Source organism: Microbulbifer sp. CNSA002 (genome assembly GCF_047324085.1).
GTDB lineage: Bacteria > Pseudomonadota > Gammaproteobacteria > Pseudomonadales > Cellvibrionaceae > Microbulbifer.
In genome coordinates, this window is record NZ_CP172449.1 from 435,703 (window position 1) to 462,107 (window position 26,405).

22 protein-coding genes are annotated in these 26,405 nt (G+C 50.4%); 9 read left to right on the plus strand and 13 right to left on the minus strand.

Annotation, left to right across the window (positions count from 1 at the left end; all coding sequences use genetic code 11):
- Window positions 1-18: 18 nt before the first annotated feature.
- The 3 genes from ACG1BZ_RS01880 to ACG1BZ_RS01890 form a co-directional block, all read right to left on the minus strand.
- Window positions 19-618: a DUF1287 domain-containing protein gene (locus tag ACG1BZ_RS01880; protein WP_413664175.1), complete on the minus strand. Its 600-nt coding sequence runs from the start codon at window positions 616-618 to the stop codon at window positions 19-21.
- Between the two features lie 47 nt (window positions 619-665).
- Window positions 666-1,604 (minus strand): NADP-dependent oxidoreductase, encoded by a 939-nt coding sequence (locus ACG1BZ_RS01885; protein ID WP_413664176.1) that lies wholly within the window; start codon window positions 1,602-1,604, stop codon window positions 666-668.
- A 135-nt stretch (window positions 1,605-1,739) separates the two neighbouring features.
- Window positions 1,740-2,126 carry a hypothetical protein gene (locus ACG1BZ_RS01890; RefSeq protein WP_282934530.1) on the minus strand — a complete coding sequence of 129 codons (387 nt, stop codon included), beginning with the start codon at window positions 2,124-2,126 and terminating at the stop codon, window positions 1,740-1,742.
- A gap of 683 nt (window positions 2,127-2,809) precedes the next feature.
- Between ACG1BZ_RS01890 and ACG1BZ_RS01895 the strand changes: the two genes are divergently transcribed.
- A complete protein-coding gene (locus tag ACG1BZ_RS01895) occupies window positions 2,810-4,054 on the plus strand; it encodes a DUF945 family protein (protein ID WP_413664177.1) in 1,245 nt (414 codons plus the stop codon).
- 59 nt (window positions 4,055-4,113) lie between these two features.
- Here the strand turns inward: ACG1BZ_RS01895 and ppc are convergent, their stop codons facing one another.
- Complete coding sequence (gene ppc / locus ACG1BZ_RS01900; RefSeq protein ID WP_413664178.1) at window positions 4,114-6,777, minus strand: phosphoenolpyruvate carboxylase; 2,664 nt, start codon at window positions 6,775-6,777, stop codon at window positions 4,114-4,116.
- 322 nt (window positions 6,778-7,099) lie between these two features.
- Here ppc and ACG1BZ_RS01905 point away from each other — a divergent pair, with 322 nt between their 5' ends.
- Window positions 7,100-8,974 carry an MFS transporter gene (locus ACG1BZ_RS01905; RefSeq protein ID WP_413664179.1) on the plus strand — a complete coding sequence of 625 codons (1,875 nt, stop codon included), beginning with the start codon at window positions 7,100-7,102 and terminating at the stop codon, window positions 8,972-8,974.
- Between the two features lie 1,149 nt (window positions 8,975-10,123).
- Complete coding sequence (locus tag ACG1BZ_RS01910; RefSeq protein WP_413664180.1) at window positions 10,124-11,431, plus strand: NAD(P)/FAD-dependent oxidoreductase; 1,308 nt, start codon at window positions 10,124-10,126, stop codon at window positions 11,429-11,431.
- Window positions 11,432-11,993: 562 nt separating this feature from the next.
- Here ACG1BZ_RS01910 and ACG1BZ_RS01915 read toward each other — a convergent pair.
- From ACG1BZ_RS01915 to alaE, 5 genes are all read right to left on the minus strand, one after another.
- Window positions 11,994-12,713 carry a cysteine hydrolase family protein gene (locus ACG1BZ_RS01915; RefSeq protein WP_413664181.1) on the minus strand — a complete coding sequence of 240 codons (720 nt, stop codon included), beginning with the start codon at window positions 12,711-12,713 and terminating at the stop codon, window positions 11,994-11,996.
- Window positions 12,714-13,094: 381 nt separating this feature from the next.
- Complete coding sequence (locus ACG1BZ_RS01920; RefSeq protein ID WP_413664182.1) at window positions 13,095-13,448, minus strand: DUF4870 family protein; 354 nt, start codon at window positions 13,446-13,448, stop codon at window positions 13,095-13,097.
- Window positions 13,449-13,616: 168 nt separating this feature from the next.
- Window positions 13,617-14,990, minus strand: coding sequence for a response regulator (locus ACG1BZ_RS01925; RefSeq protein WP_413664183.1), 1,374 nt, complete (start codon window positions 14,988-14,990; stop codon window positions 13,617-13,619).
- A gap of 374 nt (window positions 14,991-15,364) precedes the next feature.
- Window positions 15,365-16,066 carry an aspartate/glutamate racemase family protein gene (locus ACG1BZ_RS01930; protein WP_413664184.1) on the minus strand — a complete coding sequence of 234 codons (702 nt, stop codon included), beginning with the start codon at window positions 16,064-16,066 and terminating at the stop codon, window positions 15,365-15,367.
- Between the two features lie 40 nt (window positions 16,067-16,106).
- A complete protein-coding gene (gene alaE / locus ACG1BZ_RS01935; protein ID WP_413664185.1) occupies window positions 16,107-16,604 on the minus strand; it encodes an L-alanine exporter AlaE in 498 nt (165 codons plus the stop codon).
- A 242-nt stretch (window positions 16,605-16,846) separates the two neighbouring features.
- Between alaE and ACG1BZ_RS01940 the strand changes: the two genes are divergently transcribed.
- Window positions 16,847-17,392: a PadR family transcriptional regulator gene (locus ACG1BZ_RS01940; protein ID WP_413664186.1), complete on the plus strand. Its 546-nt coding sequence runs from the start codon at window positions 16,847-16,849 to the stop codon at window positions 17,390-17,392.
- 96 nt (window positions 17,393-17,488) lie between these two features.
- Complete coding sequence (locus ACG1BZ_RS01945) at window positions 17,489-17,977, plus strand: DUF1203 domain-containing protein (protein WP_413664187.1); 489 nt, start codon at window positions 17,489-17,491, stop codon at window positions 17,975-17,977.
- Between the two features lie 135 nt (window positions 17,978-18,112).
- On the opposite strand, the gene ACG1BZ_RS01950 is transcribed toward ACG1BZ_RS01945, so the two are convergent.
- Window positions 18,113-19,258 carry a beta-ketoacyl-ACP synthase III gene (locus tag ACG1BZ_RS01950; protein ID WP_413664188.1) on the minus strand — a complete coding sequence of 382 codons (1,146 nt, stop codon included), beginning with the start codon at window positions 19,256-19,258 and terminating at the stop codon, window positions 18,113-18,115.
- 159 nt (window positions 19,259-19,417) lie between these two features.
- Window positions 19,418-20,110: a ComF family protein gene (locus ACG1BZ_RS01955; RefSeq protein WP_413664189.1), complete on the minus strand. Its 693-nt coding sequence runs from the start codon at window positions 20,108-20,110 to the stop codon at window positions 19,418-19,420.
- Between the two features lie 180 nt (window positions 20,111-20,290).
- On the opposite strand from ACG1BZ_RS01955, the gene bioB reads away from it, so the two are divergent.
- From bioB to bioC, 3 genes are read left to right on the plus strand one after another with little or no spacing between them, the layout of a single operon-like run.
- On the plus strand, window positions 20,291-21,340 hold the full coding sequence (bioB, locus tag ACG1BZ_RS01960; RefSeq protein ID WP_413665834.1) for a biotin synthase BioB: 1,050 nt from the start codon (window positions 20,291-20,293) through the stop codon (window positions 21,338-21,340).
- Window positions 21,337-22,530 (plus strand): 8-amino-7-oxononanoate synthase, encoded by a 1,194-nt coding sequence (gene bioF, locus ACG1BZ_RS01965; RefSeq protein WP_413664190.1) that lies wholly within the window; start codon window positions 21,337-21,339, stop codon window positions 22,528-22,530. Before bioB ends, bioF begins: the two co-directional genes overlap by 4 nt.
- Window positions 22,527-24,071 (plus strand): malonyl-ACP O-methyltransferase BioC, encoded by a 1,545-nt coding sequence (gene bioC / locus ACG1BZ_RS01970; protein ID WP_413664191.1) that lies wholly within the window; start codon window positions 22,527-22,529, stop codon window positions 24,069-24,071. Before bioF ends, bioC begins: the two co-directional genes overlap by 4 nt.
- 46 nt (window positions 24,072-24,117) lie before the next feature.
- On the opposite strand, the gene ACG1BZ_RS01975 is transcribed toward bioC, so the two are convergent.
- Window positions 24,118-24,657, minus strand: coding sequence for a L,D-transpeptidase family protein (locus tag ACG1BZ_RS01975; protein ID WP_413664192.1), 540 nt, complete (start codon window positions 24,655-24,657; stop codon window positions 24,118-24,120).
- A 181-nt stretch (window positions 24,658-24,838) separates the two neighbouring features.
- Between ACG1BZ_RS01975 and bioD the strand changes: the two genes are divergently transcribed.
- On the plus strand, window positions 24,839-25,537 hold the full coding sequence (gene bioD, locus ACG1BZ_RS01980; protein ID WP_413664193.1) for a dethiobiotin synthase: 699 nt from the start codon (window positions 24,839-24,841) through the stop codon (window positions 25,535-25,537).
- A gap of 65 nt (window positions 25,538-25,602) precedes the next feature.
- Here bioD and ACG1BZ_RS01985 read toward each other — a convergent pair whose 3' ends face one another.
- Window positions 25,603-26,202 carry a 3'-5' exonuclease gene (locus ACG1BZ_RS01985; protein WP_413664194.1) on the minus strand — a complete coding sequence of 200 codons (600 nt, stop codon included), beginning with the start codon at window positions 26,200-26,202 and terminating at the stop codon, window positions 25,603-25,605.
- Window positions 26,203-26,405: the final 203 nt, after the last annotated feature.

Genomic DNA, 26,405 nt, shown 5'->3' on the forward strand with positions numbered 1-26,405 from the left:
AATAGCGTAGTTTTTTCGCTACTCAATCTTTTCGGTTGCCTGACCTGCGTTGTATCGGTAATGCCCGGTAATTTTAAAGGAAAACAGCATGTCTTCCAGCACGGGTCCAGCCCCGATATTGTGTGCGACCAAGTACCGGTTGGTCTTTAGAGAGCGTTTCGCAGTCACAATACCGATATGTGGTAAATTACCGGGCAGCATCCAGGTAACGATGTCCCCTGGTAGATAATCCTCTGCCTTGTCACTTATTGAGAGTGATTGTCCTTTGCGAGTAAAAAAAGCCTGTAGATTGGGTACTCGCCGGTGATCAATATTTTTATCTGGCCTGGAAAGTCCCCAAATGCGTTTAGATGGGTAGGCTTGAAAATGACCCGATATGTCCTCGTGAACTTCTTTTTGCAAATCGATCCCCAGCTTCCTATATGATCGAATCACTACGTCGGTACAAACACCGGTATCAGCCGGCACATCTCCATTTGGATAGGGAATAGACACATAAGCAGGATCGTAGCGTACCTTATGATAGGTTCGCTCCAGAGCAGCTTCGGCCAAAGTTATATTTTGTGCATAACTGGCGGCAGAAATCAGGGTACCCAAAAATAGAAATATCCGTTTCACTAGGGCTCCAGTTTTTTTGAGTCTAGGTTGAAATCCTATACTATCGTTTATTTACCCTGCAACACATCAATAACTATTTTACCTTTGGCTCTTCCCTTATTTAGGTAGTCGAGTGCGGCTTGAGTTTCATGTATGGGGTAGACTCTATCAATAACCGGTTTCAAAAATCCTTTCTCAAGTAATGAAGCAAGTTCTGCGAGAGTAGTGCCACTTGGCCATGAATAGACTAGTTGGAGACGCTGCCTCATCTTTTCAATTAAGGTATCTGCTCCTTTAGCTTTGACGGAGACTGATACTAATAGACCATGTTTGTTAAGAACTTTGGCAGACCTTTCTAATACTTCTCCGCCTAAAGAGTCGAGTACAAGGTCATAATCCTCGAGTAATTCCTCAAATTTTTCGGTTTTATAATTGATAACAGTGTCGGCACCGAGTCGTTTGACTAATGTAAAGTTGGCATCACTGGTGGTTGTGGCAACGAAGGCGCCAATATATTTGGCTATTTGTATAGCGATAGTACCGACTCCGCCGGAGCCAGCGTGGATAAGAACTCTTTGCCCTTTCTGTAATTTTCCCGCTTCAATGAGAGATTGCCAGGCTGTTAAACCCACGAGAGGGAAAGCGGCACACTCATTGTTGGAAAGATTGCAGGGGCGGATAGCTGCGTCCATTGCTTTGATTGAAGTGTATTCGGCAATCGTACCCGCTTGATTTGTATCGGGGCGTGCAAATATCAGATCGCCAATTTTAAAATTTCTGACAGCGCTGCCAATTTCTACTACTTTCCCAGTAACATCGTACCCGACAATATGCGGCATTTTTACAGGCATTACGTTTTGTAAAGCCCCCGATATTGCCCAGTTATCGAGGGGGTTGATACTGGCCGATTGTACCTTTACTAAAATACTATTTTTATCCGGTGAAGGTTTAGGCATCTGTGCAATTTCGATGGGGCTGCCATAAGACCTGATAATAGCGGCTTGCATATTTCACAGCTCTAAAATTAGAGGATTGATAGCTTTAGTGTGTTGAAAGACTTGCTAGTTTAGTAACTGTAAAAAAATAACGATTGAAAAAAGGGGCCCGAAGGCCCCTTGTAGCAGTAAATATAGCCACAATGGCTAGCGCAAGTTACTGATACAGCGGTTATATTCGCGAATATAAATCTTACCACCTACCGCAGGGTTAGCATTTGCCATATCTGCAGCGGCATTCATACAGCCTTCTACCTGGTCTCTAGTCAGACCCCAAGTTTGGGGGCGAGGTTGTGAGCCGCGGATATACATATCCCGGGGATTCTCATAACTACGAATAGAGGTGGGGGGCTGTACTCTGTAGAAATAACGGCCCTGCTCATTAAAGGCATAGAAAGTATTACCACTTTGATAATAAGTCTTGCCGAGAATTTGCACGGGTTCAGCGTTGGATGGGAGGCGCGTCATGCGGTCATCTGCATAACTGAAACCTGCGAGAGAACACAAGAGCACCATTGAAACAAGATATCGCATAACGTCTTCTCCTTCTCCTAGTTTGGCCACAAGTCTACTCAAACTGGGGGAGTGTCCCAACGTGCGGTAATGGAAGTTTCGGTTGTTGTAAAGGTATCTTTTAAGATCCGATCGAGATAACGGTTATGAATTCAATAATTATTTTTTACATGAATAGGTAGAAAACAAAAAAATTTCCTAGATAGCGGTTTTCTTATAGTAATCAGGACCTTTATTTTGCGGAGGTATTTGTAAGAAAGCTAAATCGTGGAGATAAGAATCTGGGTTAGATTGAAATACAAGAAAAATAGATTGTTACCTACCATTTTAAATTTCTCTGATTAAGGGGAAGTTAAAGGGTGGTTTAAAAAATTACATTGTTGTTTAAAACTGTCATCGAGCCATAAAATTACTCAGGCGTGCCACAGGAGATCAAGAGACTTGTGAGCTGATCTCTAGCGATAATGGTCAATTTCAATTTATGGCCGCTTACAACCCCCTCTTCTTAGGCTTGATCAGAGCTTTTGAAATATTAGATTTACTAATTTACAAGCCGAGATTCTGCTCTTTAGAGATGGGTCGTAGGTCCTTATGCCGTGGTTGATGAATGTTCAGCATTCGTACCAAGTAACGAGGCTCATGTCGCACTAATAGCCTCATAATCTGATACCATCGGCGCAAACCCCTTCGCTAGATGATTTTTTATGAAACTACTGCGTTCGCTTCTATTTATTGTGCTTGCCCTAATGGTGATATCTGCGCTGGCTGCGCCGGGTTTTATCGGCCCCAAAGTAGAGGAAATTTGGAAGCAGCAGTTGGGCCGCTTGCAGGGGGGGAATTCCACGGGTTACGAACGCGGATGGTTTGGTGCTGAAACCAATACTGAGGTGGCATTGCCGGATGGCACTACCCAGCTCAATACAGAGATCCATCATGGGCCGGTGTTGCTTACCTCTAAGGGGCCGCGCCTGGGTGTGGTTTATACCGAGACCCGGCTGGAGCTGGATCAACTACAGCCTGAATTGCGCGCTCAATTGGAGTCCATTTATGGCGCTTTACAGGCGAGTCCGGTAGTTCTGGAAACCCTGGTTACCGCCGACAACCGGGTGCTGAATACCCTGCGCTTAGACCCTTTCAAAAATACCGGCCCACTCGGGGAGCTGGAGTTTGACGGTGGGGAGATTGCCGTATCTACGGATTACAGCGGTGCTGTGCTGAACGGTGTCGTGGAGCTGGGAAGCTTGCGCCATATTCGCGAAGGTATCGAAGTACTGTTTACCGAGCCCCTTGAAGGCGAGTTTGAATATATGCCCGGCGAGGGCGGTAATGCGGAGCTGCGCTTGTCGTTGCTGAGGGCAGAATCAGATTCCGGGCCGGTTCAATTGCGCGATGTTACCCTGGACCTGACCTTGGAAGAATTGGCGGCACAGACCCTGAAAGTTATCAGTGACCTGAAGCTCCCCACCGTGGACTCGGCAACACCGATTACCTCTGTGCGCCAACAGATGACCTTGCCGAGAATTAAGACTGCGGATCTGGGGCACTACCTGCGCGTATTGTTGCCGGCCCCTGAGCGGAATTGGGCCCGTGAAATGAGCCGCCCGCTGCGCCTGGAGCAACAGCTGGCGATTCAATCTCGCAATGGCCCTGTGTTAGTAGATGCTGATATCGATTGGCGGGGTATGCGCAAATCCTCCCGCCGAGGTGCCAGTGAGATCGATCAGTGGCTCAAACCGCTGGTAGGTAGTATGACCGTTAGCGCTGCAGAGCAGGCGCTTTTGCAGTCTCCCCTGGTAGGACAGGCAATGCTTTTGCGAGATTATGGCCTGCTGATCGAAGACAATGGCGAGCTGCAAATGTACCTCAAGGTCAACCGTGGCCAGCTGGAGGTGAATGGAGAACAGTTGCCGGCAGACCTGTTCGTGATGGCACTTACCGGCAGGTTCTGATTGCTTGGGGGCCTGCTGTTGTGAAAAGAGCAGGCCTCAAATCCCAGTATCAGGGTCTTTTAACCCGTATTGCGCATGCCCGCTGCAATCCCCGCGATAGTGACCATCAGCGCGCTTTCCAATACCGCATCACTTTCCCGTTCGCGCAAACGTGCCATCAGCTCGGCCTGCAATAGGTGTAAAGGGTCAGTGTAGGGATCACGCACGCGGATGGACCAGCGCATTACGGGATTGTTATCCAACAAGCTCTCCCGCCCGGTAAGTTGTTTTAGGGCCTCTACGGTGTGAGCCAGTCGCTCTCGCAAACTGACACCCAATTGGATTAGTTCTGCATCCTGGGTGAGTCGTTCTTCGTACCAGGAGGCAACGCGGGGATCGGCCTTGGCCAGTACCATTTCTAGCATATCCACAACGCCCTGGAAAAAGGGCCATTGGCGACTCATATCCCGCAAGATATCGGTTTCATCTGCATGCTTGAGGGCATTCTCCAAGGCGGCGCCAGTGCCCAGCCAGGCCGGTAGCATCAGTCGTATCTGGGTCCAGGCAAACACCCACGGAATCGCCCGCAGTGATTCGACACCGCCACCGGGTTTACGCCTTGCCGGGCGACTGCCCAGGGCCAGGCGGCTCAGCTCGGTTTCCGGGGTGACAGTGCGCAAGTAAGCCACCAGGGCTGGATCATCCTGCACGACTTCCCGATAGTTGCCGACGGAGACTTCCGTGAGCCGGTCCATCTCCGCGCGCCACTCCGAACGCGGCTCTGCCGGGGGCATCAGTGTTGCCTCCAGAGTTGCGGCGACATACTGCTCCAGATTGTAGGCGGCTACAGAGGGACGGCCGTATTTGAAGCGAATCATTTCTCCCTGTTCGGTAACGCGAATACGCCCGGCTATTGATCCCGGTGGTTGCGACAGCAGGGCCATACGAGTAGGCGAGCCGCCCCGGGATATGGAGCCGCCACGGCCGTGAAACAGAGTTAGGGGGATACCGTGGTTGCGGAATATTCCGGTGAGTGCTTCCTGTGTGCGGTACTGGGCCCAGGCGGCGCCCAGGAAGCCAGCGTCCTTGGCGGAGTCCGAGTAGCCGATCATCACTTCCTGGCCATCTAGGACACGCTGCTTGTAGAGGGGGATATTCAGCAGGGTACTCATAGTGGTAGCTGCACCATCGAGATCGTCGAGGGTTTCAAACAGGGGAACCACTCGCATTGGCACCTGCACCCCGGCAATTTTTTGCAGCAGCATTACTGCGAGAACATCGGAAGGTGTGGTTGCCATTGAGATAACGTAGGCACCTAATCCCTCGGGACCCTGTTCGGCAATGACCTTGCAGGTCTGTAAGACCTCGCTTACCTCTTCGTCACAAAAGTCACTGCGGTAAAAGCTTTCGTCCACCAGTGGGCGGCGGCTGTCTAGCTCGGACACCAGGAACTCCTGTTTCTCCTCTTCACTCCAACTGCTGTAATTGCCCATACCCAGATAGCGGGTAATGGCATCCAGGGTGTCAGCGTGGCGGGTGGATTCCTGTCGTATATCCAAGCGCAATAAAGTGATGCCGAAGCAGTTGAGTCGCCTCAGGGTATCTTTAAGTTGGCCATCGGCGATGGCTGAGAGGCCCACAGCGCGCAGGGAGCGGTCGATCAGTCGCAGCTCGTCGGCCAGCTGCTCGCTGCTGCTAAACGCGAGGCCGGAAGGCTCTGCGCGTCGACCAATGCGGGCCTCCATTTTTTCCCGGGTTATTTTGAGACGGTCGCGAACCTGGCGCAGCACCAGGCGATAGGGCTCGTGGCTGGGCCCAGTGCGCTGTAAAAGTTCTTCGCTGGCGCGATGCATGGACAAATCTGCGAGCAGGTTTTCCACATCGCGCAGATAGAGGTCGGCGGCCATCCAGCGGGCTAGGTGCAGGACTTCCCGGGTGACGCTCGCGGTGACATTGGGGTTGCCGTCCCGGTCTCCCCCCATCCAAGAGGCAAAGTGGATGGGAACCCAATCCACCGGTAATGGGGGCAGCTTGGCCAGGGCCAATTCACTGTCTATTTCCCGCATACTTCTGGGAAGTGCCTGCCACAGGGATTGTTCAATGGTGGCAAAGCCCCACCTGGCTTCATCAACTGGGGTGGGCCTGGAGCGGCGGATCTCGTCTGTGCTCCAGGCAGAAAGGATCTGCTCTTGTAGGTGGCGACGTAAATCCTGGGATTCTTCTGGGGTCAGGTCGGGCCTGTCCAGTGTGTTGAGCAGGTCTGCGACTCGATCGTATTTGCGAATTAGGGTACGGCGTGTCACTTCGGTGGGATGAGCGGTTAGGACCAGTTCTACGGATAGCTCTTTAAGTGTTCCGTGGATTTCCTCGGGAGATTTACCCGCTTTGCTTAACTCCGCCAGTACCTGTCGCAGGCCGCGGTCAGTATCGGGATCTCCGGGAAAGCGCTGGTGCTGGCGGTGCAGTCTCTCGCGGTGGCGCTGTTCGGCAATATTGGCCAGGTTTAGAAATTGGCTGAATGCCCGGGCAACTTCCAATAGGGTCGCATCATCCAGGGGGTCGAGTAGCTCTCGCAAATGATCGGCCTGCATAGCCCCTTTGCTGCGGCTTTCAACGGCCGCCTGACGAATATTTTCAACGGTATCAAATAGTGGCTCGCCAACTTGGTTTCGTAATACTGCGCCGAGTTCTTCACCCAGCAAGCGTACATCTTCCCGCAAGGGGGCATTCTGGTCCTGGTTCACGAATCTATTTCTCCCTGTTAACAACGCGGTGAAAGTCAATCGGATAGGCATATTCGCACACTTTGCGCTGAAGCATGCAATGTTGCAGCTGCAACTTTTGGCGGAAAAATAACGGGAAATATCGGTGCGTTAATGTCCAGCCAGATTGTGGCGGTTTTAAAGTGTCAACATTTCGGACAGTTTACTGAATTCGCTATATTCAGGTACAGATTCGGATTTCAGCCGATAGATCCATAGCTGCATAGGCATCATTGGATCTTTAAGCAGCAATCTATAGCGCCACAGCCACCATGCGGAGCATTGCCCACAAGAGCGATAAGTAATGGCTCAAAACCAGTTTAAGCTGCTCGGTACGCGGCGTTTTCTACCGCTGTTTGTAACCCAGGTTCTTGCAGTTTTCAGTCGTAATATGTACAAGAATGGGTTAATAGTTCTACTCGCATTCCGTATGGCTGAAGAAGAAGCTAACACGCTGATCAATATTGCCTTTAGCCTGATGATTCTGCCCTACTTCCTCTTTTCCTCCTTGGCAGGCCAAATCTCCGATAAGTTCGATAAAAGTAAGCTCATCAGAATCTACAAATTGGCCGAAATAGGCATAGGTATCGTGGGTATTATTGCTATGTTTACCCAGCATTATGCCCTGAGCATGGTGGTCTTTTTCTGCTATGGCACTTCCTCTACACTTTTCAGTGCGGCAAAATTTTCCCTGATACCCCAGCAATTAAATAGAAGTGAGCTACTCGCTGGCAATGCGTTAATCCAAATGGGGTCTTTTATTGGTACCCTGACCGGAACAATTGTCGGTACTATATTGGTCGGATTCACCCATCCCGGCCAACACGGATTGACATTTATCGCGGTCATTTTGGTATTCATGGCCGTCATTGGTTTTCTGGCAAGTTGTGCAATTCCTAAGGCCCCGCCTTCATCTCCGAAACTGCACATCAATTGGAACCCGGTGGCACACGTCGTGCGTGTCATGTACTTGGCATGGCAGACACCTCCAGTGTTTTACTCCATTTTCGCTATTTCCTGGTTCTGGCTGACAATCACCGCATTCCTTGCGCAGATTCCCAACTTTACCCGCGATACTCTTGGTGGAAATGAAGATGTTATCACTTTGTTGTTGAGCAGCCTCACTGTGGGCACTGCCTTGGGGTCGTTGCTGTGCAACTGGCTATCCCGAGGTCGTATCGAATCGGGTTTAGTGCCATTGGGTGCTATTGGCATCACTTGCGCTGGATTGGCGCTGGGTCTCCAATCCAATAGTTTTCATACACTTCCCAACGCAAACCTGACTCAATTTTTTAATCATCATGGTTCCTATTGGATCCTTCTCAATATGGCGCTCCTTGGTATTTTTGGCGGTATTTTTACTGTTCCTTTGTACGCAATGATCCAAGACCGCTCAAGTGTAAAGATCCGCTCGCAGATTATCGCGATCAGCAATATGGTCAATGCACTGTTTATGGTGGCCGCTACTCTCGTGAGTATCACTTTCCTGGATATCCTAAAGATCTCTATCCCCACATATTTCATCATTATCGCTTTACTAAACCTGATTGTGGTCGCCCTGATTTTTGCCAAGCTACCAGAGTTCATCATGCGCGGGCTGCTATTGCTGCCTGCACGAATCCTCTATCGGGTCAGCCTAAAAGGATTGGATCAAATCCCCAGAGAGGGACCCGCCCTCATTATCAGTAACCACATCAGTTTTCTAGATCCAGTAATATTAGCGGACACCATCGAGCGTTATGTGCGCTTTATCGCACACCCTAAAATCTATAAATCCCGCTTACTGCGATGTATATTGCATATGAGCGATGCTATTCCCATAGGTTTGGATCTCGATGATCCAAACAGCCGTGAACGCACTTACAAAACCATAGTGGAGAGTTTTGAAAATGGGGAATTACTCTGTATTTTTCCTGAGGGAAAAATCAGCGAAGATGGCGAGTTGCAGCCATTTCTGAAAGACCTTGAGGAAATTTTAAAGCGCAAGTCTGTTCCGGTTATTCCCATTGCCTTACATGGAGCCGGTTCCCAAGCCGAGAATTCAGTGCAGCAGTTTAAAAAGAAAAGAAAACGACGCTTATTTCCCGAAGTTCTTGTTATCGCAGGGCAACCGGTAGAAAGTATTAATACAGATTCGGAAAGCCTACAAAAACAAATGCGAGATCTTAAGGAAAATTAATAAGAAAGGAACGATAGAAACGAGAATGCGTACAGAGGCTTAGTTATTCTTAGCTCAGAAAATCAATAATTCCTTTATATTACCTGAAGCCAAGTTGTATATTTAACTGACTCATACTCACAGTAGGAAGCTACGCGCGCTCCTTCTATAGCATTCTCATGAGAGAAAGTGCTTTCTAGAGTTCGCCAATTTTCTATGTCTCGATCACTCTCATCACGGTGAAGCCACTTATAAAACTCCTGGGGTGAATCGCTCAAATATCTACATAGGTACCTGACACCAATTCCCTACGGATTAAGGGCTGCCCACGCGAATCTTTCAGAAATACTTCCCACTTTTTAGGGAAGCTTCCTCCTTCTATAATTTCTTAACCTATTTTCTTAAACATTTTATCTCATTATCATCATTTTGAGATTGAGATTGAGATTGAGATTGAGATTGAGATTGAGATTGAGATTTCGCTGCCTTTGTCATACTTATTCTACGGCTGGGCCTCTCGACCAATTTGCCTTCTCTACTTTCAGTTGATTAATGAGAACTACCACTCTAACTTTGAAATCTCTTGTGTATTCAATATACATGTTCTTCACTCTGTATTTTCACCATTTTTTTCCTACCCTATCCAAAAGGTTGGCGTCTACTCAATAGAGATAGATTTCCCACGCCCACGCCATAGCGTTGTAAATGTGGGCTACTAACCCGTTGCTGGGCGCGCATCTGTATCGCGGCTTTTGAATAAAACCTGCAAGAATGGCAATCCCTGCGACATTGGGCCCTGTTCATAGATCCATAGGACTTTGGTGGCCTGTTCACTGCAGAGGCGGCAGACAAAGTGGAGCCCTGTGTGTGCGCACTACCGTAGAGAGTTGCAGCCAAGCCTCTATCATTGATGTGATCAGTAGCAATGAGAAGCTACACCCAAAGGTAAACCTGCGTAGAAATGGCTAATGACGGCAGTTACTTACCCGCGATAACGAAGCGGAACACAGCCAAGTGTGATAATCCCGTACTAGCCTAAATTACTTTATCGCCGTTAATTCTGAGTTTTATGACGTCAAAATTGACGCCGACAAGCACCTATATACAACAAGAGTTATAAAAAGATTAGTGAGTCAACTTTTTAAGTAATAAACAGGATGACCAACCTTCATGAAAAAGATTGTGATCATCGGTGGCGGAGCCAGCGGCCTTCATTTAGCAACTCGACTTGGACGCCATTTCAATTCTACTCGGATGTTTGGGCTTAAGCGTAAGGCCCCATCTGCTCAGATCACTTTAGTCGATAAGAATCGCACCCATATCTGGAAGCCCCTAATCTATCAGGTGGCCACTGGCACATTAGATACCAGCATGGATGCTCTTAACTACCAAATTCACGCCAGCTCTAATGGCTATGAATTCCAGCTCGGCTCACTACAATCCCTCGACAGGAAGCGCCAGATTTTGACCCTAGGGGCGGTGCTGAATGACAAAGGCTGCGAACTAATACCTCCGCGCGAGCTAGAGTACGACTATCTCGTGATCTGCGTTGGCAGCATAAGCGATGACTCCAATACACAAGGAGTGCGCGAGCACTGCATTCCTCTCGACAGCATTGAGCAGGCACACAAATTTCACAAGCAACTGCTCGATTACTTTTTATGCCTAGAAACACACCCCGATAGAACATTACAAATTGCCATTATCGGCGGTGGCTGTACTGGGGTGGAGCTTTCTGCGGAGCTGATGGCTGCTAGTAGACAGGTTAGTCAATATGGTCGTATCCGAACCGGTGCCATTGACATTACATTAGTCGAGGCCGAGCCTCAGTTACTACCGGGATTACCGGCAAGATTAGGCAACAGCGCCGCGCGAGAACTATCTAAAATGGGGGTTCGTATACTTACCAACTGCCATATTGAGACTGCAAGTGCCAACAGCCTCACTACCGATGACGGCAAAGAGATCCCCGCAGCAATTCGAGCCTGGGTCACCAGGGTTAAGGCACCGGAGTTCCTCACTCAGTTGGATGGTCTCTTCACCAACCAACTCAACCAGATAGAGGTGAAAACCACCCTGCAAAGCAAAAATGACCCCCATGTCTTTGCTATAGGGGATTGTGCCAGCTGCATCGACGGTAACAAACGGCGTGTACCATCACGCGCACTCGCCGCACAACAGATGGCCAAGCTCTGTTCCACCAACCTGATCGCCCTGATAGAAAAAAAATCCCTGGGGCACTTCTATTACCGGGATCGTGGTTCGCTGGTTTCTCTTAGTACAAACACTGCTGTAGGAAACTTAAGGGGGTCTTTTGTAAGAAGAAACCTTACTCTTGAGGGCCGTATTGCCAGTTTGGCCTACCACTCCCTTTACCAAATGCACTTGGCGGCAATCCACGGCTGGCCCAAGGCCATACTGCTCTATTTACTTAGTCAAGCCAATCGAGCAGTGAATCCCGGTCTTAAATTGCACTGATAAGGATAAATAAAAAACTATCACGACAAAAAGATGGCTACACACCGAAGTCGCCCTGTTTAAGGTTAATCCTCACCGGGGGGCACTGAAGTAGTGACAATGCATAGGATACTGAGACGCGAGCAGGGCAAAAGGTCTTCAGAGATCGGGGAGTTGGCTTATTAGTAATATCGACAGGAAGACAACCTCCCCATGAAAAAAATTGTGATTTCTTTCTCCATACACAACTGCTTTACCTCACGTCGCAGGTATTGGTTCCTACAGCCTCTGCAGTCCTAGAAAATGAATATCCTTGCTCAGAGACTAGAGCTCAGACACCTTTCTTGAATTCCAGCTTGAATTTCCTTCGTGTACTTTTTGTTTTCATACTTAACCTCGCTTGACAGTTTTACTATCTTAGCGAGATACCCGGAAGGGTCGAACCTTATTTTCCTCAGGGTCTACCCAAGGGCCGGCCTGTTTTACAGCCTAAAACTGCGCGAAATTTTTAGGATATGGCAAGCTATTCGAAATAGTTTAGACAGAAACCTAAATTCAAGATAAACCAACTCTAAAATATTGTTTATGGAGAGCCATGTGATACCCCCACAAAATACAAAATCTTGTGGTCAGCGATATAACCATAACCATCTTTAAATATTGAAAGTGCATGCTTAGCAAGCTCACAATTGGCACTCCAAACAGCATCTTCAAAAACATACGTCTTGAAGCGAAATGAAGCACTTTGTGCAGTAGCCAGGACACATATGTGTGTTTCCACACCGACAATAAAAACTGTATCAACCCCTAAACTTAGTAATTCCTCTTCCAGGGAGGTACCAACAAAGCCGTTATAAACATGCTTTTCAACTACAATTACCCCCTCTTCTGCCATCTGCCAAATAGGCTCTATAATTTCCGCACCCCAAGTACCTAACTTACACGGATAGTAACACCTACCTCTATTTTCCTCGCCACGAAGAAAAGAATTAAGATATTTATGATCTGGCTTAATAACTGTCTTTAACAGAAGAATAGGAATCTCTCTCTCTTTGGCAACCCTCATACATAAAATAATATTATTAACTACCTTTTTCAGATCATCACCTTTGCGGATGATCCGCGGACTCCAATCTCTACTTGGTGACGGAGTTTCAAGCTCAATATTGCTGGAACCCTGTCGCCTACGGTCGTAATAGCCCCCCGCGCAACAAAAATCGTTTTGCATGTCGACAACAACCAGAGCCGCGCTGATATTCGTTGACAGATAATTTACCACATTGTCATCTCCATCATCAGCCATACTCAAGTCTTAGTTGTTGGGGTTATCGATGAGACAAAACTGTTATAGCAGCCCCACAGAACCACAGCAGTACTATCTTGTAATTCTTAAATCGTAACACTTCGGAAGGCTTTATCCAGCTATAGCCCCGTAGTCACTATACCGTTCATAAATACTGGCAACTTTTCTGCATCTTAGACCTAGATCCAAGTCGTTGAAAGTTGTGTCCATGAGACGTTAGGCAATACCTGCCCATAATTCCTACCCATTTCATCTCTTAAAACTGTCCGAAGTATTGAAGTGTGAAAGTGGATTAAATATTCGAAGCGGGGAATTTATTTAAATAACTCAGAATTTTACAAGGGCCCACAATCACTCGGGCCCCAAATTGAAGGCTTACTTTTAATAGGTCGGACGTCTGTCTACCAGCATCAGCCAGCCGCGAATAACCCGATAGATTACCCACACCCAGTTAATTGCCAGAATCAGATAGCCCAGCCCCAGTACCCAAATGGTTAGGGAGCCAACAATGGTCCACAGCAGCCAAAACCAGAAGGTGCGAATCTGCCAGCGGAAATGAGACTCGGCCAGGGTTCCGCGAACATCGCTGCGCTTAAAGTAATTGATTAATACCCCGATAAAAAATGGTACTGCGGTAAATAAGCTGATCGCCTGGATCAGGTAAACCATGATGGCCAGGTCGCGCCCGCTTTGTTCTCGGGCTTCGTGGCTGCGTTCGGGATACTGCTCTGACATAACTTGTTCTCTCTACTATTCACTCCAATATAGTGTGGTGCAAATAGTGCATTTCAACTTAGCTGCGCTGGGATGTGTTATTTGCGCGGTGGACTGCAGACGCCTCTTCCGCCCCATTGTTTCCCAGTAAGAGTACTGTGACTCGAAATCGGGCCACAGTAGGGTGGTTTATTTTAATGCCCACTCAGTGTGAACATTGCGCTCGCGCCAGGCCTTTAGTTGGCGCACAGATTCGCGCATAAGCTGTAACAGCTCTGTGCGCTGTTGGCGACAGTGTTCTCTTTCACTATCGATAGAGAGGTTTGCGGCCAGGGTACGTAAGCGAGAAGCTATTGTTTCGAGGCCGACCTCAATAGCTGAGCGAGCCAGTCTTTGTGCCTGCTGTTCTGCATCAAGCCAATGGCGTCCAGTAATAGCGCTGGTTAATGACGTTATTTGTTTTGGCAGGGTAGCGGTGCGCTCACTGAGTAATTCGGCAAACGTATGGTGGTCCAATGTATCCCGCAGGCGAAATAGAGTATTGGTATTAAGGAGTCGAGTGGGCTTTGCTCCCTGGGGGCCTGCAATGCCCTGGCTTCGGCGAACAGCCCAGCTCAATAATTGCATCAGCTGTCGGTCGCCGATCGGGTGGGTCAATACCCCGGTAAAGCCTCTGGCCTGGTAGCGCTCCTTATCGCCAGAGCTGGCATTTTGTAAAAGGGCAAAAATAGGTAGTTCTGCACCTCTCTCCCTACGGATTTCCCGCACTGCTTCAACACCATCCATCAATGGAAGATGGGTGTCTGCCAAAATAAGATCGAAGTTTTTTTGCAGTGCAGCGCTGCTCCCATCGATCCCATTGCACTCCCGCTGTACGTTATGGCCCATGGTTTCCAGGGTGGGTTGAAGGGAGTCATGCTTACTGTTTTCAACGAGTAAAACAGAGAGCTGTTTGCCGGGCGCACGATGGCTTTCAGTGGGGAGTTTTAATTCTACTGTCTCAACATTACCGCACTGATGTAAGTTCTCCAGGGATTTAAGGGCGCTGTTTAATTGTCTTTTCCCGATTTCTACCAGGGCGCGTGTATTATTGTCTTCGCTGCGAGCCAATAAATTCAAAGTGCCGAGAAGTGTATCCAAGGGATGTTGTAAGTGGTGCCGGGTTATGGTGAGGAGATCAGATTTTTCCTGGCGCAATTGTTCAAGCTCACTAAGGGCATCAGCAAGTTGTTTTTCCAGTGCGACAAATTCGCTGTTACGACTGTGTACCTGTTGGAAAAGATTGCTATTTTCCTTGCTCAAATTTTTAAGCCGAGCATTGGTATCGAGGGTTAATTGGCGTAAGTTAACTTGCCTATTTATTGCAAACGCACAAATTAGCAGTACAAGTACAGCGGGTATTCCCACCCAAAAGAGCGGGACCTGACTTTTTAGTGTGGTAATAACATCGGCCTGTGCAGTACTCGATAAAAATACCGAACCCGAGACCAATAGGCCGAGGCATATGACACGCAAGAATACGTGACGAGAGGGAATTCCCCCAGACAAAGTGGTTTCTATCATCCTTGTAACCAACGTTATTTAAATTGGACTAAATCCTGCAGTCCAAAAAGGTTTTAATACGACTTGTTGTAATGGATACCCAGGTACATCGGAGATTTTTGATACTGCAATAAGCCCGCTTTTGGTACAAGAAAAATTTTCCTTCTGCTGTGGGGGGAGCAGAGGCGCTTCAGTGAACGTACCAATAGAGAAGTAGCCTGCCAGCCCCGTCTGTTCAGCCCTTGGATCGGGTAGCCGGGTTGTTGGCAGGGAGTTAATCCACAGATTGCATCTGATTACATAGAGGGATCTAGCAGCAATTTACTAGGTTGGATGGGTAGTTTAGCGACAGCTCCAGAACAAATTACGCCGGAGCTGCTGTGAGGAAATAGTATTCAGGCAGCCTGGGGAATGCGCTCTTGCAGCAATTGCAACATACGCTCTGAGGGAAGGAAAAGGCGAATGCCATCGCAGTGTGCGAGCAATTCCCGATAAAAATAATCGAAATGGGTGCAGCCCAAAATCAGGATCTGTACGCCGCTTTTCACCAATGCCGCGACCAAGTCATCAAGGGCATGTTGGCGAACAATCATTTCTGCGGCGAGGCCGTCCTCGATATCTTCCACAATTTGCAAGTTGCCAATACCGATGACTTTGGCGGTTGTATTGCGCTCGAGTATTTCCCGCTCGATATTGGCGCAGCTCTGGCAGTTGGCGGCCAGCAGTCCAAAGTTGCGATAGCGCTGGGTAAGCTCAGCGTAGACCTCTAGAGGGGATACCACCTCAATGGGGGAGGAAGCTTTTACCGCCGCCATATCCACAGCACCGGAAAGTGAGTTGCAATAGATCATGGCCGCTTCTGCACCGGCCTGGTACAGCTGCTCTATGGCTTCGATCAATTGTTGGGTAAGGGCGTCGCGCTCCAGCGCCTGCAATTGAGTCTGGGCCTGGGGAGAGGAAGATAGGGACAGGCCCACGCCACGAAGTTGGCGCGCGGCGAGGAAGTCCAACCCGAAGCGGGTATCTGTGGGGGTGCCGGCGACCACGCCAACGGTCATGGAACTGTTTTCAATGGCGTTATCGGTCAACACAGTCATGTTCCTCTCTCGTAATGCCTAATCGAGTATCGGTGCCCCCTCAGGCAGCGCGTTTGCTCCACAGGGGGACAAGCGTATTAATCCACACTCGGCGCACCCAGTCGAGATAAATTCCGTAGGGGCGGCCAAGAGCTCCCGCGATGAGCATAAAAGTAATACTGGCGGTGGCAATTTCGTCCCAGCTGGCCCCACCGAGGCGCATATTGGCCATATATAGCGGGAACTGGAAGCTGAGGAATACAAAGGTGTCTACCAGATAGGCATTGATAAAGCCGCCACCCCCAAAACGGTTCACAATCCAGTTGCGATACATACTGAATGGACGGGCGATAAGGGTATTGAATACCAGGGCCATCAGGCGAACTTTCAGGTGTTCGTTCCAACTCATACCCGCCAGAACCAGCTCGATGGGGATCGCTACAGCCCAAGAGAAGCTATTCATGGCGAAGATGTCCAGCATAAAGTCCCAGCGGCGCGCACCAGAAGCCTTTTCATCTGGGGCATCTGGACTGGATGGGGATAGTGCGGGCGCGGACATTGGGCAAACAACCTCGTAGACAGTGGCCGCCTAAACGACTTTGGCGACAAGCCGGCGATTATATCTCCAATTTGCATAAAAGCTAGCCTTACATCTCGACTGTTAGTTTCTGTCGATACATTTGTCCTATTTTTTAATGTTTTATTAATCTAATTATCTTGCTATGAAAACCCGGCAGCTGGTCATAAATGGCTGGCTCCGGTTAATATGCAACTCTTTGCATAAGATGAGTTGGAGTTTTCATGTCTCTGCGCTTTGCCGTTCTCACCTTGCTGGATATTGAGCCCGGCAGTGGATATGACCTTAAGCGGCGCTTTGAGCGCAGCGTCTCCCACTTCTGGAGTGCCAGCCATCAGCAGATGTATCGCGAGCTGCACAAGTTACATGAGGAGGGCCTGCTGGACTGTGAGGAGCAGGCCCAAGAAGGCAAGCCGGACAAGAAGGTCTATAGCCTCACGGATCTAGGTCGCGCCGAGCTGCGTGACTGGGTCACTCAGCCCAGTGCGCCGCAGAAGATTCGCGAGCCTTTCCTGGTGCGTATGTTCGCCGGCCACAACCTGAGCAAGGATGAAATGCGAGATGCTCTGGAGGCCCAACTGCGCCAACATCGCAGCTCTCTGGAAAGTTACCAGGAGCAAAATGAGCGGGTATTAAAGAGTGATACAGCGCTCCAGGAGCGCTACTGGTTGGCACATCAAACCCTGCTTTTGGGTATTGAGGCGGAAAAGACCTGGATCAGTTGGGCGGAAGGTCTGCTGAGTGAGCTTGAAGAGTCCGTAAAAAAATAACCGCTACTCGCTTGGAATGACGCGCCCGAATCTGGCCAGCGATGCTGTTTGGTGTTCAGTAACCTCGCTCTTTTAGCAAGTGGGGTGACCTTAGCCATGACTTTTACCGTAACACCTATCCGCGAAGATTTTTTAGAAAAGGTTCGTCAAGCAGGTCTAGATGATCTAGGGCAGCCGGTACGGCAGCTGAGCGCCCAGGGCGGTGAGCCATGTCGTGATGTGCGACGGCGCGCACGGCCGGGGGAGAAAATCCTCTTGGCGAGCTACTGCCCTTTCTCTTTTGCCGGTCCTTACCGGGAATACGGGCCTGTATTTGTACTGGCGCAGCCGCAGCCGGAACAAGACTTCAGAGCACAGAATAGCTTCCCCCCGCTAAATAATAATGCGGAAGATTATTTCAAGAGTGGTGTGCCACTAGTGCTTCGCGCCTATAGCGCTGAAGAGCACATCGTGTCTGCGAAATTGGTGGGCCCTGAACAAATAAAAACAGAAGTGAGTGAATATTTTATGCAGGATGAGATTGATTTCGCTCTGCTGCGCTTCGCTGCTTATGGTTGCTATGCGCTGCGGCTGGATCGCGCATAGTTTTAATAGATATTTGTGAAGGCCAGGTCGCCGGTTAATAAAATCCTGGTGTCAGTGGTAGTGAGAACCACCGGTCTTTTTGGTGGTTGTTTCGGAGTTCAGTATTTATTCCCGAACTCCGAAAATATTTCAAAATTAAATGGAGATTTTTTCCAATACCAAGCTGCCAATGGAATAGCCCGCGCCAAAGGAACAGATAATTCCCCGGTCACCGACCTGCAAGTCATCGCTGTGTAAATTAAACGCGATAACTGAGCCGGCACTTGCCGTGTTGGCGTAGCGGTCCAGAACGATGGGCGCGCGCTCAACGCTTGCATTGTCACCCATTAGCTTCTTGGCGATCAGGTTGTTCATATTGATATTGGCCTGATGGAGCCAGTAGCGGCGCACGCTGTGAGGATCGGTGTCCGTCTCTTGCAGGTGGGCTTCAATATGAGACGCCGCCATGGGGCAAACTTCTTTAAATACCTTTCGGCCATTCTGGCGGAACAACTTACCGGGACCAAATGGGTCCACATCGGCGGCGCGAGCGGTGTAGCCAAAGTTCGAACGGATATTGTTGGAGAAAACGGTTTTCGCTTTGGTGCCGAGAATTTCCCAGGCGCTTTCGACAGTACAGGTTTCTCTGCGCTCGATAATGCTGGCTACGGCTACATCGCCAAAGATAAAGTGGCTGTCTCGGTCGGTGTAATCCACTTGTGGTGAGGCCAGCTCAGCATTGATGACCAGTACAGTTTTGGCTGAGCCTGAGCAGATCGCATCCACCGCACGCTGAAGTGAGAAGGTGGCTGAGGAGCAAGCCACTTCCATATCAAAGGCAAAACCATCGATACCCAGTGCACCTTGGATTTCAATAGCAATAGCGGGGTAGGCGCGCTGCATATAGGAGGCACCGACAATGACCAAATCAATGTCAGACGCCTGCTTGCCGGCTTTCTCCAGGGCTAGTCTGGCGGCCTTTAAGCCCATTTCGGCTTGTACACTCAGCTCGTCATCTGCGCGCTCGGGAATAAGGGGGCGCATGCGCTTCGGATCAAGGATGCCATCGCGGGTCACCACATAGCGGCTCTTGATGCCTGAGGCCTTCTCGATAAATTCTGCAGAAGAGAAAGGTTTTGCTGCGCGCTCACCGGCCTCAATCTCTTGAGCATGCTCAAGATTGTACTGCTCGGCATGGGTGTTATAGGCATCTACCAACTCTTCATTGCTAATAGATTCCGGTGGGGTCCACAGGCCTGTGCCGCTGATGACAATGCCCCGTGGCAACTTGTATTCACTCATCGCTGAATTCCTGGCCCGCGACAACAGAAATGCGGGCAATTTAGTCGCTGTTAGAACCTTAGCAGTGCTGGCAGATGAGGGACTGAGGCGCCAGAACGGCAAGGTAAGCTATTGTGACGTTGGGGTGACTATGGGTCTATTTGTAGTCGCGCCGAACAGTCATGGCGTTCTGGCCAAAACGAAGGCGCTGACCTGTTTTGCCCCGGCTGTGAGTAGCTGGCGAGTGATGATTTCAAGGGTCGCTCCCGTGGTTACAACATCGTCTACCAGGCCGATATGGGCACCCGATATTTCTCCGCGCACGGCAAAGCTATCAGACAGGTTTTTCAGCCGTTGGTTGCGGCTGAGTTGAGACTGGGTTTTGGTGGAAGTTGTTTTGCGCAGTAGTTGCAGATCTACTGGCAGGCACCAGTTTTGCCCCAGCCCACTGGCAATAAGTTGAGCCTGGTTGTAACCGCGTTGCCAATAGCGACGCCAGTGCAGAGGAACCGGGGTAAGTATGTCAGGCATATCCTCTGGAAGCCCCAATTGGCGGGCCGCTAGCTGTATAAGGCTGTGTCCGGCGGCCAGGTCCCGGTGGTATTTGAAATGTTGGATTAGGTGGTTGATTGGGTAAGCGTATTGCCAGGCAGCACTGATCTTCTTTAAGGCGGGTGGCCTCTGTAAACAGGCCGCGCAAATATTATCTTTTGCCGCCGCCAAGGGTAGGGCGCAGTAGCGGCAACCACGGCCTAGCGCCGGTAGTTCCTGAGTGCAGGCAGAACAGATTCCAACCTCTCCCGATGCTCCGCCGCACAGCAGGCAGCGGGCCAGACTTTGGGCAAGTTTTCTACTGAAAAGCTTGTAAACCATATCGTCTCTTCCGAGTTGACAGCGGTTTGGCCGTGGCTAAACTGGCCAGTCTGGTGGATTGAACGGCAGACGCTGAATTAGAGCCCGCTGATCGATTCCACTAGAGCCTGCTAACAGGCTGTGAGTATCCGATTTTAATAAGCAACAGAGAGAGTACGCCCTGTGACTGCCGCCCAGCAAATGCCCGCCGCAGAGATCCGCCACGACTGGACCCGCCAGCAGGTACTGGACCTCTTCGCCATGCCGTTTAGCGACTTGATGTTTACCGCGCAGCAAGTGCACAGAGCTTATTTTGACGCTAATCGGGTACAGGTCAGTACCCTTTGCTCTATCAAGACCGGTGCTTGCCCTGAGGACTGTGCCTACTGTCCCCAAAGTGCCCGCTATGACACCGGGCTGGAGCGGGAAAAACTGATGAAGGTTGAAAAGGTGTTGCAGGAGGCAAGGGCAGCTAAGGCCGGCGGTGCTACCCGCTTCTGCATGGGGGCCGCCTGGCGCTCCCCCAAGAAAAAAGACATGCCTTACGTGACCCAGATGGTACGTGAAGTAAAGGCGTTGGGTATGGAAACCTGTATGACCCTGGGCATGTTAAATGATGATCAGGCCCAGGAGTTGGCGGATGCAGGCCTCGATTACTACAACCACAATTTGGATACTTCGCCGGAATATTACGGTGAGATTATTACCACTCGCACTTACCAGGATCGCCTGGAAACCTTGGGGCGAGTGCGCTCAGCGGGAATGAAGGTCTGTGCTGGTGGCATTGTGGGAATGGGTGAAGGCGATAAAGATCGCGCCGGGTTATTGATGCAATTGGCGAACCTGCCGGAGCACCCCGAATCAGTGCCCATCAATATGCTGGTAAAAGTCGCAGGTACCCCGCTGGAAGAACAAAAGGACCTGGACCCCTTCGAATTTATTCGCTGCATTGCTGTGGCCCGTATCATGATGCCGAAATCCCATGTGCGCCTATCCGCCGGTCGCGAGCAGATGAGCGATGAGATGCAGGCAATGGCCTTCCTCGCCGGCGCCAACTCTATTTTCTACGGTGAAAAACTGCTGACGACTGCGAATCCGGAAGCTAACGAAGATATGCAGTTGTTCAGTCGCCTGGGTATTAAGCCAGAAGAGTATCAGCAGTACGCCGATGAGGCTGAGGTGGAAGCGGAATTGAACGCGCAGATCACCGAACAGCAAAATGATGCCTTCTTCTACGACGCGGCCAAATGACCCTGAATGAAGTCCTGCAACAGCGCCTCGCCGAGCGCCGCCAGCAGAATCTGTACCGGGAACTAAAAACCCTCGATCGCGCACCCGGGCCGCGAGCCCGGGTCGATGGGCGGGAGCTACTGGTATTTAGCAGTAACGACTACCTGGGGCTTGCCAGCCGCGAGGAAGTCATCGCAGCACAGAAGGCGGGAGCAGAGTGTGGTGCAGGCGCCACAGCCTCTCACCTGGTTAATGGTCACCTGGATATTCATCACCGCTTGCAGCAGTGCATCGCCGAAGTAAGTGGGCGAGAAGCGGCGCTGATATTCTCGAGTGGCTACATGGCGAATATCGGCACTATTTGTGCCCTGTTGGGGCGAGCCGACAATATTGTTTCGGACAGGCTTAATCATGCCTCACTGATTGACGGTGCCCGCTTGAGTGGCGCCAACAGTCTGCGCTTTGCCCATAACGATCTCGCTGGCCTTGAACGCCAATTGCAGCGCGCTACTAGCCGGGGTGGCGCTACTTTAGTAGCGGTGGATGGCGTTTACAGCATGGATGGTGATTTGGCCCCTCTGGCTGAGATTGCCACTCTGTGTAAGCAATACAACGCCTGGTTAATGGTTGATGAGGCCCACGGCTTTGGCGTAATGGGTAGTGAAGCATACCCGCTGGCGGGCAGCTGTGCCCTGGCGGGGCTGACCCAGGAACAAGCCCCGGTTGTGATGGGTACCTTGGGTAAAGCGGTTGGCAATGCCGGTGCCTTTATTGCGGGCTCCCGGGCACTGATAGATTTCCTCACCCAGTTTGCGCGGCCCTATATCTATACCACCGGAATGACGCCAGCAGTGGCTGCCGGTGCCTTGGCTGCTATCGAATTGATTCGCGATGAGCCTCAGTTACAAGGGCGCTTGCGGGTAAATATCGCTTATTTCCGCCGCAGGGCACTACAGCTCGGCTTACCTCTACAGGCGTCGGCCAGTGCGATACAGCCGCTGGTGTTGGGCTGTGAAAACACCGTGATGGCGGTTGCCAGAGAATTGCAGGAGCGTGGATTCCTGGTGGGTGCCATTCGCCCGCCTACAGTGCCGCTGGGCACTGCACGCTTGCGCATTACCCTGAGCGCGGCTCATCTGGCCGAGGATATCGATGAGCTACTAGGCGCACTGCAGCAGATTTTGCAGGGCGCAGGGGTACTGGATAAGTGACACGGGTTGAACACTTGGTTTTCCTGCACGGGTGGGGCGGGAGTGCAGACCTTTGGCAGCCGCTTATAGAATCCCTGGCGCGTCGTACAGAAGTGCAACTCCACTGTATTGAGTTACCTGGATTTGCTACACAAGGTGCTGAAGACTGGCCCCCACTAGAAGCTTTGCTGCAGAAGCTTTACCAGGAACTTCCCCCTAGCTGTATCCTGGTTGGCCACTCCCTCGGCGGTATGCTGGCCGTTCGCCTGGCTTCTATAGCGAAGCAGGACAAAGTTCTGGGTTTAGTGACCATAGCTGCCAATGCCTGCTTTGTGGAACGAGACGGCTGGCCAGGCATGGCCGAGAGCACTTTCAAGGCATTTTTCGATGCTTTTACATCATCTCCGGAGAGTACCTGGGAGCGTTTTTGCTCACTACAGGCGCGGGGTGATAGCTCCATGCGCTCTTTGCTTAAAGACCTAAAGGCACAAAAACCACAAATAAATAGTGATGCCTGGCGGGGAGCATTGTGCTGCTTGGCAGAGCTGGATAATCGCCAATACTTGGAACATCTGTCCGTGCCGGCACTGCACCTGTTTGGTGACAGGGATGCCCTGGTTCCCATTGAAGCTGCTCGGTCCATTGAGGCGTGTGGGGGCACCGTCAAAGTCATACCCGAGACGGGCCATTTACCCCATTGCACCAAAGCTGACATCGTCGCTGAATATCTATTCGAGCTTCTCGAGTCTATTGGAAATCCCCCGGCTGAGCCGTTTGATAAGGCTGCGGTAGCTCGCTCTTTTACCCGGGCAGCACAGGGCTACGATGATTGCGCCCATCTGCAGCGGGCAGTCTGCCGGCAACTGTTGGCCCAAGCCGATGACAGCTGGGCACCCCGTACGATCCTCGATTTGGGCAGTGGCACCGGATTCGGTACTGAACTGTTACGACGGCATTTTCCTAAGGCGCAAATTATTGCCCTGGATCTGGCGGAGGGGATGCTGAAATTTGCCCGGACGCAAAGACCAGAAGCTGATGGTTACGTTGCGGCCGATGCCGAACAGTTACCCCTGGCGGCGGGTAGTATTGATTTGGTGTTTTCAAGTATGGCGCTGCAATGGTGCTACCGCCTGCCGCAATTGTTTGCTGAGTTGCAGCGAATACTGGCCCCTGAAGGGCGGTGCTTGGTTGCCACCCTTGGCCCTAAAACCCTGGTGGAATTGAAACAGAGTTGGGCTCAAGTGGATGGGGGTGTACATGTCAATCAGTTCCTGCCCGCCGAGCAATGGCGTGAAGCGGCACTGCACAGTGACCTCAGCGGATTGGTTACGGATGAATTGCGCCTACTGCACTTTGATAGCCTGCGGCAGTTGATGCGGGAGCTTAAGGAAGTGGGTGCACACAATATTAACCGGGCGGCGGATAAAGGTATGACAGGTCGTCGCAAACTGCAGCACTTGTCCGTAGCCTATGAAAATAAGCGGGAAGAGCGAGGATTGCCGGTAACTTACGAGGTGATCTATATGAATCTCACCGCTTGCAGGGCAAAAAAATCCGGCTGACCTGCGCCTATCGCAACGCAGGGAGCCGGGTGCAAGATTGAAGAGATCAGGGGTAGATGTCGATAGGGATTGGCGTCTTCACCAGAGCCCAGATTTCGTCCATTTCACGGTTGGAGGCCACCGCGATGCAACCATCGGTCCAGTTGGTGCGGCGCAGATGTCTTTCCATATAGGACCACTGGGGCTTGATACCGTGGATCATAATGTCACCGCCGGGACTGACCCCCATTTTGGCTGCCCGTGCACGGTCCTGCTTGTTGGGATAGGACACGTGGATTGAACGGTAAAAGCGGCTGTTGGGATTCTTCCAGTCCAGTGTGTAGCGGCCTTCAGGGGTTCGCTCGTCCCCCTGGCGAACCTTGTGTCCCCTAGGGTTATCGCCAAAAGACACGGTATAGCTTTTCACGACACGGCCGTCCCGTATCAGCTGCATGAGTTTCTTGGATTTATAAACCACGACGTGGTCAACGGGATCAACTTTCGCTGAAGCAAAGATTGGCACCAGCAGGAGCAGGGCAAAGGTCAGGTATCGCATGGTCTTTAAGCAGTTCGGGTAGTTGTCGGTTATTTCGCAATGACACCGCATCCCTGCTGTCTGTCCCCTTTAAAAGGGGGTTATTGTGTGAGCGCAACCCCGTGCCTTCTTATCGATGTACGGCTTGATTTGTTCGAAATTTGCGCTACCCGGTTAATTTATCACCATCTGAGTGGCGTGAAAAGTCACGTTATGAAAAAAGTTAACTTTTATTGGAGGAGGGAGTTAGGCCTTGGCAAAAACCTATTTTATCGCCGGTACTGACACCGAGGTCGGCAAGACATATGTGAGCGCCGCACTGTTATCGGCAGCGGCGGAGGCAGGCTTGCAAACGGCGGCAGTGAAGCCTGTGGCGTCTGGGTGTGAGCACACGGATGATGGCCTGCGCAATGAAGATGCCCTTTTGCTCCAGGAAGCGATGACTCTGAAGCTGCCTTACCAGCAAGTAAACCCTTTTGCCCTGGAGCCCGCTATTGCTCCGCATATAGCGGCCGCAGAGGTGGGAAAGCAGTTAAATGTTGCGCGGATGGCTGGCGTCTGCCGGGGAGTGATGTCTGCAGGGGCCGACCTGGTTTTGATTGAAGGTGCTGGTGGCTGGCGCACCCCGCTGGGCCCAAGAAGCTTTCTGTCCCAGTTGCCCCGGGAACTAAACCTACCGGTCATACTCGTGGTGGGAATGCAACTTGGCTGTATCAACCATGCATTACTCACGGTAGAGGCAATCCGCCGTGATGGGCTTCCGTTAGTGGGTTGGGTAGCCAACTTTGTACGTGGTGAGGGTATGGCTCGCGCAGAGGAGAATCTGCATACCCTTAAGGCTCTACTGCCGGCTCCTCTTCTAGGCTCCCTTCCATTCGATAGCGCCGCGAACTATCGCAATGCTGCCCAGTACCTGGATATCGATGGGTTAATTGCCCAAGCCGATCACTGATGGGGCGGTAGGGTTAGGAGAAGACGCAGAATGCTGTTCTTACAAGGTGATATTACTAGGCCTGATTATATCTGATTTAAAAAACTAGTTCGCAGGGCGATATCATTTTCCAGAAGTTGGGCGATATTTCGTGTGTCATCGATACCGGAATGCTGTCGCCCTTTAAATTTAAGCCCCGATAGTTGAATAGCCTTGGCTAGGTCGACGCGGTATCCTTTATTGTCAGCGAATATTTGCTTCACATTAATGTGAGGCAGGTATTGTAAGGGGTTTACTATTTCCTTTCCGCCTGTTTCCATGTGCAATTGCCATGCATCAAAATTTCCCCAGCTGCCCCATGCGGCTAATTCATAGTTGGAAAGCCAATCTTTGAATTTATCCAGTACCCCGGGTAACAACGAGGCCTTATCAACCTGCTCCTGAGTAATACCCGTTAATTCCGTACAAAATAGTGTCAATTCTCTGTGAATAGTGGGTTTTACGTAAAGCTGCCTTTCATCTAATTGAACAAAAGCTTTTTGTGTCAAACTTCCCACTATCGCACCCAACTCTATGGTTTCGGCTTCCTCTGGAGGGAGGGGCGGCTCGTTATCACAAGTACATTCGAGATCAACCAAAAGAATATAAGTTTGATTTTTCATCTTTAATTGAGAAACTTTTTGCAAGAATATTCATGGCAATGTTTAATTTATAGTCTATGTAGTTATTCTGATAAAACTGTCGTGATTTTCTCTAATTTTTCATTATTTCCTTATTCGGCTATTGCAGTTATTGAATTTTTAAAGGGGGAGCTAAAATACGCAGCAAAAATTTGTATCACCCGGCAGTAAAAAGTAGATGGATATATTCTTATGGGGATATCTCTCTG